The following is a 14,544-nucleotide window of genomic DNA, read 5'->3' as shown; positions in this document are numbered from 1 at the left end:
GCGGCGGGCTCGCGGCGCTGGCGCGGCGGCCGGGCGCGGCGCTGCTGCCGGCCCTGCCGCTGGCGCTGGTCAGCGCGGTGCTGGGGCTGGAGGAGGAGTACGCCGGCTGGAGCCGCTGGGCGTACCTGCTGTTCTTCGTCTACGGGCTGATGCTCGCCTCCGACGAGCGGCTTCGGGACGCGCTGCGCCGCGACAGGCGCGCGGCCGTGGTGGGCGGCCTGCTGCTGCCGATGGCCGGGCTGCCGCTGTTCCTGGTCGCGGAGGGTGACGCGTTCACGGACCTGAACCCGACGGCGATGGTCGCGCGCGCCCTGTACGGCGCCGCGGGCTGGTGCTGGCTGGTGGGCATCATGGCGCTCCTCGACCGCCGCCGCCCGTCCCAGGGGGCCGGTGGCGGCGGCGGGAGGCGGCTGTACGCCTACCTGTCGGAGGGGGTGCTTCCCCTGTACGTGCTGCACCAGCCGATCGTGGTCGTGGTGGCCTTCTGGGTGGTGCGCTGGCCGGTGCCGGGGCCGGTCAAGTTCGTGGCCATCGTGGCGATGTCGCTGGTGCTGATCCTGGCCGCGTACGACCTGCTGGTGCGGCGCACGGCGGTGACGCGCTTCCTGTTCGGCATGCGCCCCGCCCACCGCGGGGGGACCCCGTCATAGGACCGTGCGGGGACCCGTCACAGGGCAATGCGTGCGGGAACCCGTCACAGGGCCGTGCGGCCCCGCGCGGCGGGTCACTCGGGGCGGCGCAGGGTGGACATGCCCCAGAGCTCGGCGATGCGCCCGTCCCGTACGCGGAAGATCTCCAGCATCGCGGGCGGCGGCTGCCCGTCGTCGTCCGTGACGCCGTGCAGCGTCGTGCGCACGGCCGCCCGGTCGCCCTCCACGAGCATGTCCTCGACCACGACCCGCATGCCGGGGAACGTGGCGTGCATCCCGGACCAGGCGCGCTTGACGCTCTCGACGCCGACGGTGCCCATCGGGTGGCTGACGAAGTCCGCCGCGAAGAGGGCGTCGGCGGCGCTCACGTCGCGGGTGTTGAACGCCTCGTACATCCGCCGCCCAAGGGCACGCACGTCGTCCGTCATCTGATCCACTCCTGTCGTGATGGGCCGGGAACCGGGGCGTCACCGGCTCGCCCGAACGTTGGCGCGCAGCCGCGCCAGGACGCCGAGCACCGTCTGCTGGTCCTGGGGAGAAACGCCGTCGAGCAGCCGCGTCTGGAAGAGCCGGTGAGCGCTCGCCAGCTCGGCGGCCGCCTCCTCACCCGCGGGGGTCAGGCGGGCGAGGGTGTAGCGGTTGTCGGAGGGGTCGAGGCGGCGGCTGACCATCCCCTCCGCCTCGAACTCCTTGACCAGCCGCGTCACGCTCGCCCCGTCGAGGGAGAGGATCTGCCGCAGGTCGCTGTGGCTCGTCTCACCGTGGCTCCACAGCCGCGTCAGCAGCCGGACCCGCGGCCGGCTCATGCCGACGTGGTCGGCGAACGCCTCCCGGACCTCCGCGTAGGTGCCGGTCAGCTCCTGGAAGAACCCGTCCTCCGGAGTGTCCTCGCTGTCCGCCATCGGCCGCCCGCCTTCTCTTGATGTTGCCAACCATTGTCGACATCAAGGGTTGGCATGTCAAAAGACTGGCGCCGGGTGGTGCCCGGCGGCCATGGCGGCCGGCGTGCCGAGCGAGGAGGTGGGGCGGGGGGCGCCTTGTGAGCGAAAGGACAAGCTAACGCTCTGTCGATCGCCTCGACATGAAATCGTGCCGCCACTGCTCGGCGGCCTGAACCAGGCTCTGGCTGACGTGCTCGAAGAACTGGCTCATGTCCTGCAACCGGGCGCCGGCAGGAGTGGTGGCGTCCAGAATCTCGGCTCCGTCACGGGCGAGACCGGCGATTGTGGCGTTCTGCCGGGCGCTGACCAGCCAGGCTCGGTACCAGACGTCGGGGTCGATGACGTACCGGTCGCGCCGCCGCCGGGGATCGCGTTCACGCCGGATCAGCTCATGCTGTTCGAGCTCGCCGATGGCCTTGGAGATGGACGCCGGGCTGACCTGGAGACGCTGGGCGAGTTCGGCGGCGGTGAGGCTGCCGCTGTCGGTGGTGTACAGGCAGGTGAGTACCCGGGCGGTCATGCGCGGCAGCCCTGTCGTGATCATCACTGCGGTCAATCGTTCCTCCAGGGCGTGAACCGCTTGGGGGTCTCGCCCGGGTGCGCCGGTGGCAGCCGGTGGCGCCGGAGCCGGGGCGGGGGCCTGCTTACGGCGGCGAGCCCGGCCTTCAGTTGCCTGATGCGCCCGGTCGGCCTGGTAACCGTCGGCTCCACCGTTGCGGGTCACCTCCCGGGTGATGGTGGAGATCGGTCGTTGCAGGCGCTTGGCGATCTCGGTGTAGGTGAGTCCTTCGGCCAGCCCCGTGGCGATGTGCCGGCGGTCCTGATAAGTCAGCCTGCCTCCCGGCATTGGGCGTGCCTCCTGTCGCTGTGCCATGCCCAGCCCGCTCGGATGTGTCCGCGGACAGTGGACAGTATTGCGTTCGTCGACATCTCATTGCAAGTCGATTCATCCACCTTGCATTCGTTGGCATACTCATTGCAAGTTAACAGTGGGATGACCTGGCAAAACGCGCTACTTCCTGGATTTGAGTTGCCGAATTTATGAATGCAAGCTAGCTTTTGATCTGCGCCGAATGAGTACTATCGCGATCGAAGCGATCAGTTTCGCGCTGACGTCCCCCGCCTGGAAGGAATCGACATGACCAGATCTCTCCCCTCAACCGCAGGGCTGCTCATCACCGCCGTGACGTTGGCGGGGGCCGCGACGGCGGCTCCCGCGGCATCTGCCGCCGCGGCGGACACCCCCGATCACGCCCGTGTCCAGAAGGCGCTCGACCAGGCCGTGGCCGACGGCGGTGTGCCCGGCATGGTCGCCGAGGTTCGCGACAGTCGTGGGCGGTGGGTCGGCGTGGCAGGGGTGGCCGACACCCGAACCGGCCGCGAGCGCCGGCCGCACGAGCGGTTCCGTATCGGCAGCGCCGCCAAGCCGTTCACGGCCACCGTGGTCCTGCAACTGGCGGCCGAAGGAAAGCTGAGCCTCGACGACACCGTGGACAAGTGGCTGCCCGGCCTCGTCAAGGGCAACAACAACGACGGCGGCACGATCACCATCAGGCACCTGCTCAACCACACCAGCGGGATCTTCAACTACGGCAACGACAAGGAGGAGTTCGCCAAGTTCTCCGGCCCCGCGTGGCTCGAGCACCGCTACGACACCTACACGCCCGAGCAACTCGTGAACATCGGCCTGCGCAATCCGCGCTCCTTCGAAGCGCCGGGTGACGGTTTCGTGTACTCCAACACCGGCTACATCATCGCCGGGATGATCGTCGAGAAGGTGACCGGCAAGACGCTCGCCGGCGAGATCGAGCGGCGGATCGTCCGCCCGCTGGGCCTGACGGGGACGTACCTGCCGGGCAAGGAGACGAAGATCCGCGGACCGCACCCACGGCACTACTCGACGTTGTTCGCCACCGAGACCGACGCCAAGGTCTACGACGTGACCGACCAGAGTGCCACCACCGGCTGGGCGGCCGGCGGCGTGGTCTCCACGGTCGGCGATCTCCAGCGATTCAGCAGCGCGCTGCTGCGCGGCAAGCTTCTTCCGCCCGCCCAGCAGCGGGAGATGTTCACCATGGTCAAGACCGGGATCAAGATGCCGGACGGCACCTGGAAGGACACGTGGATCCCCGGCACCACGTACGGTACCGGCGTCTTCTCGTGGGAACTGTCATGCGGTGTGAAGCTATGGGGCATCGGCGGCGCCATCACCGGTGGGTTCACCTTCGCGATGGGCACCCGGGACGCCGAGCGCGTGATCGCCATCAACATGAACATCGACCAGTACGGCCAGAACAACTCGCTCGACATCTCCAAGACCGTGTTGCAGGCCGAGTTCTGCCCATCCGGTTCCCGGACGCCGAGCAAGTGACGGCGGGGACGGGCGCCGCTTCCGCACCGGGGAAGCCGCGCCCATCCCGCTACCGTTCCGCTCCTTCCTGGCTGTACACCCGAACCGAACGCCCGAAGACTTGATCCCGCAGGGGCCGGCGCCTCGCCCGAGAGGTTGCCCGGCCCCCGTGAGGGGATCGCCTTCGCGTGGAGATACGGCCCTGCTCGCGTTTCGGCTCAATCCCGTAGCCAGTGATCAGAGAGGGCGCGGTCCGAGACGCTCCAGGCGGTTGCGGACGCCCTCGAAGTGCGCCTCGACCGCCGCCGTGGCCGCCGCCCGGTCGCCCGCCGTCACCGCGGCCAGGATGTCGCGGTGCCGCCTGGCCACGTCCTCCGGCGCCTCGTCCGGCGTGCCGATCTCGTCGCGGAGCTGGTGGTAGACGTCCCAGAACGCCCCGAGGAGCTGGCTCACCAGCGGGTTGCCCAGCGGGCGGTAGAGCAGGTCGTGGAAGAGCCGGTCCGTCTCGGGAGGGACCGCGCCGACCTGGGCCTCGGCCTCCATCCGGGCCATCACCTCGGTCACCGGAGCGAGGTCGGCCTCGTCGCCGAGGTCGATGAGGCGCACCACCAGGCCGCTCTCCAGGACCTCCCGGATCTCGGTCAGGTGGCCGAGATGGTTGCGGCCGTCCTGGAGCGTGATGCGGCTGTGGAAGGCCAGCTCGTCGACCAGGCCGGCGAGCGACATGCGCCCGACGAACATCCCGAACCCGTGGCGGATCTCCACGATCCCGACCGCCTGGAGGGCCTTCAGCGCCTCGCGGACGGAGTTGCGGCTGATGTCCAGCTCCTCCATCAGCTCCGACTCGGTCGGCAGCGGGTCGCCCGCGACCAGCCCGCGCCTGAGAATCAGGTCCTTGACGCCCTCTTGGGCCTCCACGGCCCGGCTGAGCCGGGAGCGCGGGACAGTCGTCATGAAGAATCCCTCTCTGGTAGGCGCTTAGGTAACATTCCGGAAATCTCCTGTTGACCTCAAGCGCTCCCCGCCTCTAGCGTCCACGTTACGCACAACATAGGACATGGGATGTCCCACGTTCTACCCCTTTCAGGAGGCATCCGTGAGCTCTGACCTCAGCCGCCGCGACTTCCTGCGTTACAGCGGGGCAACGGGGGCGGCGGCGTTCATCGCGGCCACCCTCACCGCCTGCTCGGGAGGCCCCGCCTCCACGGGCTCGGTCGGGGCCGGATCGAACAAGGACCTCATCACCGCCGTCATCGGGTACGGCAACGACCAGAGCTGGGACCCCACCCAGACGGCCTCGGCCTTCGCCATGGCCGGCATCACCCACATCTACGAGGGCTTGCTCGACACCGACCCGATCACCCGCGAGCCGTACCCGGCGCTGGCGACCGCGCTGCCGTCGGACCTGAACGCGACGACCTGGACGTTCACCCTGCGCGAGGGCGCCAAGTGGCACGACGGGCAGCCCGTCACCGCCGACGACGTCGTCTTCACCTACCAGCGGGTCCTCGACCCGGAGGCCAACGTCCTCGTCGGCAACTTCTTCCGTTCCTGGCTCCAGGAGGTCAAGAAGGTCGACGACCGGACCGTGGAGCTGGTCTTCAAGTTCCCCTTCCCCGACGCCGCGCCCCGGCTCACGATCGCCAAGATCATGCCCAAGCACGTCTTCGGCCAGCCGGGCGCCTGGGACGCCGCCAAGGGTGGCAAGGCCGTCGGCTCGGGACCGTACAAACTGACCGCGCACAACCCCAAATCCAACACCACCTTCGAGGCGTTCGACGGCTACAACGGGCCCCGCCCGGCCGCGGCCAAGAAGATGAACTGGCTGAGCATCGTGGACGCCTCCGCCCGGGTCGCCAAGATCTCCGGCTCGTCCGCCGAGGCGCAGATCGCCGACAACATCCCGTACGCCAACGTGGACCAGCTCAAGCAGCAGGGACTCACGGTCGAGGGCGGCGCGGGCATGAACCACCTGTTCCTCATGTTCAACACCGGCGCGAAGCCGTTCGACGACGTCCGCGTCCGCCAGGCCCTGCACTACGCGATCGACAAGAAGAAGCTCATCGACGTGGCGCTCAAGGGCCACGGCACCGCCTCCAGCTCCTTCCTCAACGAGGGCCACCCCGACCACAAGCGCGCCGCGGTCGTCTACGACTACGACCCCGACAAGGCCAAGGCGCTGCTCAAGGAGGCCGGGGTGAGCAACCTGACGGTCAACCTCATGTCGGTGAACGTGAGCTGGCTCGTGGACTGCCTGCCCACCATCGCCGCCTCCTGGGAGGCCATCGGCGTCAAGACCACGCTGGAGCCGCAGGACACGGCCGCGCTGTTCGCCAAGATGGACCAGTTCCAGGACTACCAGGTGGTCGCCGCCGCCTCGAACCCCAACCAGTTCGGCATGGACGCCGACCTGATCATGCGCTACAACTACGTCTCCGGCGGCCTGTGGATGAAGTACAGCCACTTCGAGGGCAGCAAGGACGCCAAGGCGCTGTTCGCCATGATGGACGAGGCCACCAAGCAGCCCGACAGGACGAAGAAGGCCGAGCTGCTGCACAAGTACCTCGACCTGATCGCCGAGCAGGCCGTCGTCTACCCGGTCGTGCACACCGAGCTGATGACCGCCTGGGACCCGAAGAAGCTGTCCGGTGTCCGCGCGCAGCCGTACCCGGGCATCAACGTGCTCCAGACCAAGCGCGTCTGAGCCGCCATGGTCCTCATCGCCCGCCTGCTCGTCCGGCGCGTCCTCATCCTGGTGCCGCTGGTGCTCGGGGTCGTCGCGTTCGTGTTCATCGTGATGCGCTTCTCCAACAGCAAGCCGGAGTACGCGTACTTCCAGGGCGCGAACCCGACCCCCGAGCAGATCCACCAGTTCCAGCTGGAGAACGGTCTGCTCGACCCGCTGCCGCTGCGCTACCTGCGCTTCGTCGCCGACCTGGTGCGCGGGGACATGGGCACCAGCGTGCTCACCCGCAAGCCGGTCATCGAGTCGGTGACGACGGCGCTGCCGCTGACGCTCCAGCTCACGTTCCTCGGCCTGGCCGTGGCCGTCGGGCTGGCGCTCGTCCTCGGCGTCACCGCCGCGCTGTTCCGCGACCGCTGGCCCGACCAGGTCATCCGCATCGTCTCGCTGGTCGGGGTCGCGGCGCCCGCGTTCTGGCTGGCGCTGCTGTTGATCCAGTGGCTGGCCGTCGGCGAGGGCCTGTTCCCGACGGGCGGCTACATCAACCCGGCCGACTCCTTCTCCGGCTGGCTGCGCTCCATGACGCTGCCCGCCCTGTCGCTGTCGCTGCCGGCCGCGGCCCAGCTCACCCGCGTCATCCGCACGTCCATGGTCGAGGAGCTGGACCGCGACTACGTCCGCACCGCCATCGGCAGCGGTCTGCCGCCCGTCGTCGTGGTCGGCCGCAACGTGCTGCGCAACGCCCTCATCAACCCGCTGACCGTGCTCGGCCTGCGCATCGGCTACCTCATCGGCGGCACCGTCGTCATCGAGCAGATCTACGGCCTGCCCGGCATGGGCCAGCTCATGATCAACGCGGTGCGCGACGGCGACCCGGCCGTGGTGCAGGGCGTGGTGCTGACCATCGCGGTCGGCTTCATGGTCGTCAACCTCGCCGTCGACATCCTCTACCTGCTCGTCAACCCCCGCCTGAGGAGCGCCGCATGAGACGTGCCCTGGGGGAGCGCCTGTCCCGGCCCGGCATCGGCTTCCGCCGGCTGCGCCCGCTGTCGTGGGCCGCCCTCGCCGTCATCGCGCTCGTCGTGCTCGCCGCCCTGCTCGCGCCGTGGATCGCGCCCCACTCGCCGTACGTGCAGGAGGCCGCCGGCGGCGGCCCGTCCGCCGGGCACTGGATGGGGCTCGACAGCGCCAACCGCGACATCCTGTCCAGGCTCCTGTACGGCGCCCGCTGGTCCCTGCTCATCGGCCTCGGCGCGACCGGCCTCGCCCTGGTGGCCGGGGCGGTCGTCGGCGCGGTCGCGGCCACCTCCCGCAGGGGCGTGGACGAGACGCTCATGCGGGTGCTCGACGTCATCATGGCCTTCCCCGGCATCGCGCTGGCCGCGGTGCTGGTGGCCGTCTTCGGCGGCAGCATCCCGGTGCTGGTCATGGCCATCGCCTTCCTCTACATGCCGTCCGTGGCCCGGGTCGTGCGGGCCAACGTCCTCGCCCAGTACGGGGAGGACTACGTGGCGGCCGAGCGCGTCATCGGCGCCCGCACCCCGCACATCCTGCTCCGGCACGTGGCCGTCAACTGCGCGGCGCCGGTGCTCGTGTTCTGCACGGTGATGGTGGCCGACGCGATCGTGCTGGAGGCGTCGCTGTCGTTCATCGGCGCCGGCGTCCGCCCCCCGAACCCGTCCTGGGGCAGCGTCATCGCCGACGGCAAGAACCTCGTGCTGCTCGGCGGCTGGTGGGCGACGGTCTTCCCCGGCCTGTTCATCCTGCTCACCGTGCTCGCCCTGAACATCCTGTCCGAGGGCGTCTCCGACGCCTGGGCCGCGCCCGCGGCCAAGAAGGCCGTGCCCGTCAAGGACGACCCGGTGGAGCGCGCCGAGCCCGGCTCCGGGGAGCTCGTCGAGCTGCCCGGCCTGGCCGAGGCCGCCCGCAGACTCGCCGAGCGGGCCCGGCCCCTGCCCTCGGGGCCGCCGATCCTGTCGGTGGAGGGACTGCGCATCGGCTTCACCGGGGGCGTTGACATCGTGGACGGGGTCGCCTTCGACGTACGGCCCGGCGAGGTGCTGGGCCTGGTCGGCGAGTCGGGATGCGGCAAGTCGCTGACCGCGCTGACCATCATGGGCCTGCAACCCCGTGAGGCCCGCGTCAGCGGCCACGTCCGCTTCGACCAGCGGGAGCTGCTCGGTCTGCCGCGCAGGGCCCGCCGCCGGCTGCTCGGCCACGACATGGCGATGATCTACCAGGACGCGCTGTCGTCCCTGAACCCCGCCATGACCATCAAGGCCCAGCTCAAGCAGGTCACCCGTCGCGGCGGCCGCCGCTCGCCCGCCGAGCTGCTGGAGCTGGTCGGCCTCGACGCCGGCCGGACCCTGTCGGCGTACCCGCACGAGCTGTCCGGCGGGCAGCGGCAGCGGGTGCTCATCGCGATGGCGCTGTCACGCGAGCCCCGGCTGATCGTCGCCGACGAGCCCACCACCGCGCTCGACGTGACCGTGCAGGCGCAGGTGATCGAGCTGCTGCTGCGGCTGCGCGAGGAGCTGGGGTTCGCGCTGATCCTCGTCTCCCACGACCTCGCGCTCGTCGCCGACGTCACCGACCGGGTCGTCGTCATGTACGGCGGGCAGATCGTCGAGACCGGCGCCACGGCGGCGCTCGTCGGCGCGCCCGCCCACCACTACGCCCGCGGGCTGCTCGGCTCCGTGCTGTCCCTTGAGTCGGGGGCCGAGCGGCTCACCCAGATCCGCGGCGTCGTGCCGCCGCCCTCGGGGTTCCCCGCCGGATGCCGGTTCGCCGACCGGTGCCCGATGGCGACCGCCGTGTGCTGGACCGACGCGCCACCGCTGGAGGGCGACGCGCACCGGCACGCGTACGCCTGCCACCATCCGGCGACCACGCAGCCGGCCGGCCTGGAGACCGCGGGGAGTGAGCACCTTGCTTGAGCTCAAGGACGTCCACGTCGTCCACAAGGCGCGCACCGGCGGGCTGTTCTCCCGCGACCGCGTCCACGCCCTGACCGACGCGAGCCTGACCGTCGCCCCCGGTGAGACCGTCGGCGTGGTCGGGGAGTCCGGCTGCGGCAAGTCCACCCTGGCCAGGGTCCTCGTCGGGCTGCAACGGCCCACGTCCGGCACCGTGTCCCTGAACGGCCGCGACCTGTGGGCCATGAACGACGCCGAGCGCCGCGCCCTCGTCGGCACCGGCGTGGGCATGGTGTTCCAGGACCCGTCCACGGCGCTCAACCGGCGGCTCCCCGTCCGGCAGGTCCTGCGCGACCCGCTCGACGTGCACCGGCGCGGCACGCCCGCCGAGCGCGACGCCCGGGTCCGCGAGCTGCTCGGCCTCGTCGGGCTGCCCGCCTCCGTCGCCGACGCCCTGCCCGGCCAGCTCTCCGGCGGCCAGCGCCAGCGCGTCGCCGTCGCCCGCGCCCTCGCGCTGGAGCCCGCCCTGCTCGTCGCCGACGAGCCGACCAGCGCCCTCGACGTGTCCGTACGGGCGCAGATCCTCAACCTGCTGCTCGACCTCAAGGAACGGCTCGGCCTGGCCATGGTGTTCGTCTCGCACGACATCCAGACGGTCAGGCGGATGAGCGACCGGGTGGTCAGCATGTACCTGGGGCGGATCGTGGAGCAGGCGCCGGCGCGGGCCGTACCCCTGCGGGCCCGGCACCCGTACACCCGGGCCCTGTTCTCCGCGACGCCCGGCCTGATCTCGCCCATCACCCCCATCCCGCTGACCGGCGCCGTGCCCTCGGCCACCCGGCCGCCGAGCGGCTGCCCGTTCCGTACCCGCTGCTGGCGCGCGGACGACACGTGCGCGGCGGCCTGGCCCGCCGCGACCGCCGACGGCGACGACCACCACTTCCACTGCCACCACCCGGTGGCGGCGGGAGCGACCGACCTCGACCTGATCCAGGAGCGCTCGTGACCATGCCTGACCCCGCCGGACCCGCGCCCGCGACGGGGGTGATCCCCCCGGTGTGCACCCCGATGACCCCCGAGCACGAGGTGGACGTCCGGTCGCTCACCCGGCTCGTCGACCACCTGATCGAGGGCGGCGTGGACGCGCTGTTCGTGCTCGGCTCGTCCTCCGAGGTGGCCTACCTCCCGGACGCCCACCGGCGCGTGGTGCTGGACACGGTGGTGGGGCACGTGGCCGGGCAGGTCCCGGTGCTCGCCGGAGTGATCGACATGACGACGCCCCGCGTCCTCGACCACGCGCGGGTGGCCGTCGAGGCGGGCGTGTCGGGCCTGGTCGCCACGGCGCCCTTCTACACGCGTACGCATCCGGAGGAGATCCGCACCCACTTCCGGCTCATCGCCGACCGGACCGGGCTGCCGCTGTACGCCTACGACCTGCCGGTGTCGGTCCACACCAAGCTCCCGGCCGCCCTGCTGCTGGAGCTGGCCGCCGAAGGGGTGCTGGCCGGGGTCAAGGACTCCAGCGGCGACGACGGCGGCCTGCGGGAGGTCATCCTGGGCCGCACACCGGGGTTCAGCGTGCTCACGGGGTCGGAGGTGACGGTCGACTCGGCCCTGTGGATGGGCGCCGACGGCGTCGTGCCCGGGCTCGGCAACGTCGACCCGCACGGCTACGTCCGGCTGACCGCCTGCGCGGGCCGGGGCGAGTGGGAGGCGGCCCGCCAGGAGCAGGAGCGCCTGGTGCGGCTCTTCGACATCGTCCGGGTGGGCGGCGGCCGCATGGGAGGCAGCTCGTCGGGGCTCGGGGCCTTCAAGGCGGCGCTGTACCTGCGCGGCATCATCGCCTGCCCGGTCACGGCCCCGCCCCAGATCCCCCTGAACGACGACGAGATCGGCCGCATCGGCAAACACCTGGCCACGGCGGGCCTGCTGTAACGCCTGGCCGTCCACGACGGGACAACGACGGGGTCCGGCTGTGACGGTGGGGGAGCCGAGCTCCCCCACTGTCAGCCGGGCTGCCCCAGCCCGACCCTCGCGTCCGGGTCGCGGACCATCCTGCCAGGATCGCCATCGCTCCCGTGGTCAGCCGATGTACGAGATCCAGCCGTACTCGTACTGGGTCCAGCCGTTCTCGTCCCCGCTGTGCCTGCGGCCGGTCATCACCTGGTTGGCGCCGCCCATCGAGGCGTGGTTGTTCTCCCTGACCCAGCCCTCCAGCTGCCTGGGGGTGATCTGCACCGCCTTGCCGCCCAGGAACAGCGCGCCGCTGTAGTAGATGGTGTCGCCGTTCTCGTCCCCGTCGTGCCGGATCCCGGTGATGGCCTGGTTCGCCGGAGTGTGGTAGTCGTGGCTGTTCTCGTCCGTCTTGGTGCCCCAGATGTCCACCTTGAGCACCGTGACCTGGACGTTGTCGATGTAGATGCGGCCGCAGCGGAACGTGGTGTCGCCGTTCTCGTCGCCACGGTGCTCGCGGCCGATCAGCACTTCGTTCGTCGGGCAGCTGAACTTGCTGTTCGACTGTCTCAGGGTCGAGACCTGTCCGGGACGGATCTCGATCGTGGCAGCCGCGGCGGGGCCGGCGGGGACCAGGGTGAGGGCGGCGACAGCCGTCGCCGCCAGCGCGGCCGGCAGAGACTTCATGAGCATGTCCATGTCCTTCGGCGAGAGTCTGCAGTGAGCGAAATCCATGGTCGCCGTCATGACGGCGACCGTCGTCCGCCTGCGGGGTGAGCGCGGGTCCGCCTGTACGGTGATCCACCGCCCGGCATCGTCGCGTCAGGAGTCCGGCGATCCTGAGGACTCCGCTGCCGGGACGCCGAGCCCGGACAGGAACGCCGCCGCCGCGGGGGAGGGAGGGAAACGGCTCCAGATGAGGTGCTCCATGCGGGCGGGGGCGTCGCGAAGCCGGAGGACGGGCAGGTCGGGGAGTTGGGACACGAAGGCGGCGGGCAGCATCCCGATGCCCAGGCCCTGCCGGATCAGGCGCGCGATGAAGTCCACGGACGTCACCTCGAACGCGACCTCGCGCCGGACCCCGGCTGCGACGAACGCCTCGTCCGACTGGGCCCGCGCGGCGGTGCCCGGGGGGAAGTCGACGAACGGCTCGTCCGACAACTGGCGCAGGTCCACGCGTTCCCTGTCGGCCAGCGGGTGGCCGGGCGGCACCACGGCGACGAGGTCGCCGCGCCCCAGCTCGCGACCGCGGACGCCCTCGGGTCGTACGCCCACCGGCAGTCCCAGGAACGCGGCGTCCAGGGTGCCCTGCCGCACCCGTTCGGTCAGCTCCTCGCTGGCGCCCGAGCGGAGGCTGATCCGCACCTGCCGATGCCGCAGGTGGAAGTGCTGCAGCGCGGTCGGGAGGTCGACCGCCGCGACGGTGGGAATGGCGCCGACGGCGAGCCGGCCGCGGATCTCGCCGGCGGCGGCCGCCACCTCGGCGCGGGCTCGTTCGGCGGCGTCGAGGGCCTGGCGGGCGGCGGGGAGGAACGCCTCGCCCGCGGGGGTCAACTGGACGCGACGGCTGGTGCGCTCGAACAGCTTGGCGCCGAGCTCGCGTTCCAGGCGGGCGATCTGGTGACTCAGCGCGGACTGGACGACCAGGCACTGCTCGGCGGCGCGGGTGAAGTTGCTCGTCTCCGCGACAGCGACGACATAGCGCATTTGCTGGAGCTCCATGGATCAATCGTGATGCGCGATCGCTTCGATGACAAGCATGTGTTGGACTCATTGATCTCCTGTCGTCCAGGCTTGGGGCATGACAGCGATGAGACCTCACGAGGACGGCGGCGGCCTGTCACGCGGACTGCTCCTGCTCATGTCCGTGGCGACGGGGCTGGCGGTCGCGGGGAACTACTTCGCGCAGCCGCTGCTTGACCTGATCGGCCGGGAGCTGGCGATCGGGCCGTCGCGGGCGGCGCTGTTGGTGACGGCCGCGCAGGGCGGCTACGCGCTGGGGCTGATCCTGCTGGTGCCGCTCGGCGACCTGATGGAGCGGCGACGGCTGGCGGTGTCGCTCTACGCGGTGACCGCGGTGTTCCTGCTGGTCTCGGCCACCGCCCCCAACGGCACGGTGCTCCTCGTCAGCACGGCCCTGACCGCGCTGACCTCGGTCGGAGCGCAGGTGGTGGTGCCGTTCGCGGCGACGCTCGCGGACCCGGCCGAGCGTGGCCGGGTGGTGGGCACGGTGATGACCGGGCTGATGCTCGGCCTGTTGCTGGCGCGCACCGCGTCCGGAGCATTGTCGGAGCTGGGCGGGTGGCGGACGGTCTACTGGATGAACGCGGCGCTGATGGCGCTGATGGCCGTGCTGCTGCGCACCTTCCTGCCCCGGCTCGGGGGAGACGGCGGACGCCGGTCCTACCTGGGCCTGCTGCGTTCGACGGTCGCGATGTTCCGGTACGAGCCGTTGCTGCGCTGGCGGGCGGGTATCGCCGCGTTGAGCCTCGCCTCGTTCAGCGTGCTGTGGACGGCGCTGACCTTCCTGCTGGTGGGCTCGCCGTACGGCTGGTCGGAGTCGGCTGTCGGCCTCTTCGGGCTGGTCGGCGCCGTGGGCGCGCTGACCGCCATGGTGGCGGGGCGGCTGGCCGACCGCGGGCTCGTACAGATCGTGACCGGCGCCGGCACGGTCCTGCTGGTGGCGTCCTGGGCGGCGATCTCGGCGGGCGGCCGCTCGCTGATCTGGCTGCTCGCCGGCGTGATCGTGCTGGACCTGGCGCATCAGGCGGTGCTCAACAGCAGCCAGAACGTCCTCTACGCGCTCCGGCCCGAGGCCCGCAACCGGATCAACTCCGCCTTCATGACGTCCCTGTTCGTCGGCGGCGCGGGGGGCTCCGCGCTGGCTTCGGTCGTCTGGTTGACCGGCGGCTGGACCGGCGTGTGCGTCCTGGGCGCCCTCTTGTCTGCCGGAACCGTCGTGCTCTGGTGCCTGGAGCGCGTCACCGCCGACCGGGCGGCAGGCAAGCCCTCGAAGACCTCAGTCCGTATCCCCACCACCACAGGAGAATGA

The 14,544-nt window shown here is 71.0% G+C and carries 14 protein-coding genes; 8 read left to right on the top strand and 6 right to left on the bottom strand.

Features of this window, described 5'->3' with window-relative positions; genetic code table 11:
* A partial coding sequence (locus ABZS51_RS10375; RefSeq protein ID WP_355438402.1) for an acyltransferase family protein occupies window positions 1-650 on the top strand: 650 nt, incomplete at its 5' end.
* A gap of 74 nt (window positions 651-724) precedes the next feature.
* Here ABZS51_RS10375 and ABZS51_RS10370 read toward each other — a convergent pair.
* The 3 genes from ABZS51_RS10370 to ABZS51_RS10360 all read right to left on the bottom strand — a co-directional run bounded on the left by ABZS51_RS10370 (window position 725) and on the right by ABZS51_RS10360 (window position 2,438).
* Complete coding sequence (locus ABZS51_RS10370; protein ID WP_355438400.1) at window positions 725-1,078, bottom strand: nuclear transport factor 2 family protein; 354 nt, start codon at window positions 1,076-1,078, stop codon at window positions 725-727.
* A gap of 39 nt (window positions 1,079-1,117) precedes the next feature.
* Window positions 1,118-1,552: a MarR family winged helix-turn-helix transcriptional regulator gene (locus ABZS51_RS10365; protein WP_355438398.1), complete on the bottom strand. Its 435-nt coding sequence runs from the start codon at window positions 1,550-1,552 to the stop codon at window positions 1,118-1,120.
* A 154-nt stretch (window positions 1,553-1,706) separates the two neighbouring features.
* On the bottom strand, window positions 1,707-2,438 hold the full coding sequence (locus ABZS51_RS10360; RefSeq protein WP_355438396.1) for a helix-turn-helix domain-containing protein: 732 nt from the start codon (window positions 2,436-2,438) through the stop codon (window positions 1,707-1,709).
* 291 nt (window positions 2,439-2,729) lie between these two features.
* Here ABZS51_RS10360 and ABZS51_RS10355 point away from each other — a divergent pair, with 291 nt between their 5' ends.
* On the top strand, window positions 2,730-3,962 hold the full coding sequence (locus ABZS51_RS10355; protein ID WP_355438394.1) for a serine hydrolase domain-containing protein: 1,233 nt from the start codon (window positions 2,730-2,732) through the stop codon (window positions 3,960-3,962).
* A 216-nt stretch (window positions 3,963-4,178) separates the two neighbouring features.
* Here ABZS51_RS10355 and ABZS51_RS10350 read toward each other — a convergent pair whose 3' ends face one another.
* Window positions 4,179-4,895 (bottom strand): FCD domain-containing protein, encoded by a 717-nt coding sequence (locus ABZS51_RS10350; protein ID WP_355438392.1) that lies wholly within the window; start codon window positions 4,893-4,895, stop codon window positions 4,179-4,181.
* 142 nt (window positions 4,896-5,037) lie between these two features.
* Between ABZS51_RS10350 and ABZS51_RS10345 the strand changes: the two genes are divergently transcribed.
* From ABZS51_RS10345 to ABZS51_RS10325, 5 genes are read left to right on the top strand one after another with little or no spacing between them, the layout of a single operon-like run.
* Window positions 5,038-6,645 (top strand): ABC transporter substrate-binding protein, encoded by a 1,608-nt coding sequence (locus ABZS51_RS10345; RefSeq protein ID WP_355438390.1) that lies wholly within the window; start codon window positions 5,038-5,040, stop codon window positions 6,643-6,645.
* A gap of 6 nt (window positions 6,646-6,651) precedes the next feature.
* Window positions 6,652-7,611 carry an ABC transporter permease gene (locus ABZS51_RS10340; RefSeq protein WP_355438388.1) on the top strand — a complete coding sequence of 320 codons (960 nt, stop codon included), beginning with the start codon at window positions 6,652-6,654 and terminating at the stop codon, window positions 7,609-7,611.
* Window positions 7,608-9,560, top strand: a complete 1,953-nt coding sequence (locus tag ABZS51_RS10335) for a dipeptide/oligopeptide/nickel ABC transporter permease/ATP-binding protein (RefSeq protein WP_355438386.1) — start codon at window positions 7,608-7,610, stop codon at window positions 9,558-9,560. The genes ABZS51_RS10340 and ABZS51_RS10335 overlap by 4 nt, the downstream gene beginning before the upstream one ends.
* Window positions 9,544-10,545: an ABC transporter ATP-binding protein gene (locus ABZS51_RS10330; RefSeq protein ID WP_310713312.1), complete on the top strand. Its 1,002-nt coding sequence runs from the start codon at window positions 9,544-9,546 to the stop codon at window positions 10,543-10,545. The genes ABZS51_RS10335 and ABZS51_RS10330 overlap by 17 nt, the downstream gene beginning before the upstream one ends.
* A gap of 2 nt (window positions 10,546-10,547) precedes the next feature.
* Complete coding sequence (locus tag ABZS51_RS10325) at window positions 10,548-11,474, top strand: dihydrodipicolinate synthase family protein (RefSeq protein WP_355438409.1); 927 nt, start codon at window positions 10,548-10,550, stop codon at window positions 11,472-11,474.
* Between the two features lie 147 nt (window positions 11,475-11,621).
* On the opposite strand, the gene ABZS51_RS10320 is transcribed toward ABZS51_RS10325, so the two are convergent.
* Window positions 11,622-12,185 carry a hypothetical protein gene (locus ABZS51_RS10320; RefSeq protein ID WP_355438384.1) on the bottom strand — a complete coding sequence of 188 codons (564 nt, stop codon included), beginning with the start codon at window positions 12,183-12,185 and terminating at the stop codon, window positions 11,622-11,624.
* Between the two features lie 129 nt (window positions 12,186-12,314).
* Window positions 12,315-13,214 carry a LysR family transcriptional regulator gene (locus tag ABZS51_RS10315; protein ID WP_355438382.1) on the bottom strand — a complete coding sequence of 300 codons (900 nt, stop codon included), beginning with the start codon at window positions 13,212-13,214 and terminating at the stop codon, window positions 12,315-12,317.
* A gap of 79 nt (window positions 13,215-13,293) precedes the next feature.
* Here ABZS51_RS10315 and ABZS51_RS10310 point away from each other — a divergent pair, with 79 nt between their 5' ends.
* Entirely contained in the window at window positions 13,294-14,544 is a 1,251-nt protein-coding gene (locus ABZS51_RS10310; RefSeq protein ID WP_355438380.1) for an MFS transporter, read from the top strand.

The sequence above is a fragment of the Nonomuraea sp. NPDC005501 genome, assembly GCF_040605905.1.
Classification (GTDB): Bacteria; Actinomycetota; Actinomycetes; order Streptosporangiales; family Streptosporangiaceae; genus Nonomuraea.
Note: the sequence above shows the minus strand (reverse complement) of the source record. Positions and strands in the feature narration are given on the sequence as shown.

What these genes read in the sequence shown, in the direction of transcription:
- ABZS51_RS10370 (WP_355438400.1), bottom strand. Translation starts at nt 1,078, where the DNA reads ATGACGGACGACGTGCGTGCCCTTGGGCGGCGGATGTACGAGGCGTTC.
- ABZS51_RS10365 (WP_355438398.1), bottom strand. Translation starts at nt 1,552, where the DNA reads ATGGCGGACAGCGAGGACACTCCGGAGGACGGGTTCTTCCAGGAGCTG.
- ABZS51_RS10360 (WP_355438396.1), bottom strand. Translation starts at nt 2,438, where the DNA reads ATGCCGGGAGGCAGGCTGACTTATCAGGACCGCCGGCACATCGCCACG.
- ABZS51_RS10355 (WP_355438394.1), top strand. Translation starts at nt 2,730, where the DNA reads ATGACCAGATCTCTCCCCTCAACCGCAGGGCTGCTCATCACCGCCGTG.
- ABZS51_RS10350 (WP_355438392.1), bottom strand. Translation starts at nt 4,895, where the DNA reads ATGACGACTGTCCCGCGCTCCCGGCTCAGCCGGGCCGTGGAGGCCCAA.
- ABZS51_RS10340 (WP_355438388.1), top strand. Translation starts at nt 6,652, where the DNA reads ATGGTCCTCATCGCCCGCCTGCTCGTCCGGCGCGTCCTCATCCTGGTG.
- ABZS51_RS10335 (WP_355438386.1), top strand. Translation starts at nt 7,608, where the DNA reads ATGAGACGTGCCCTGGGGGAGCGCCTGTCCCGGCCCGGCATCGGCTTC.
- ABZS51_RS10325 (WP_355438409.1), top strand. Translation starts at nt 10,548, where the DNA reads ATGCCTGACCCCGCCGGACCCGCGCCCGCGACGGGGGTGATCCCCCCG.
- ABZS51_RS10320 (WP_355438384.1), bottom strand. Translation starts at nt 12,185, where the DNA reads ATGCTCATGAAGTCTCTGCCGGCCGCGCTGGCGGCGACGGCTGTCGCC.
- ABZS51_RS10315 (WP_355438382.1), bottom strand. Translation starts at nt 13,214, where the DNA reads ATGGAGCTCCAGCAAATGCGCTATGTCGTCGCTGTCGCGGAGACGAGC.
- ABZS51_RS10310 (WP_355438380.1), top strand. Translation starts at nt 13,294, where the DNA reads ATGACAGCGATGAGACCTCACGAGGACGGCGGCGGCCTGTCACGCGGA.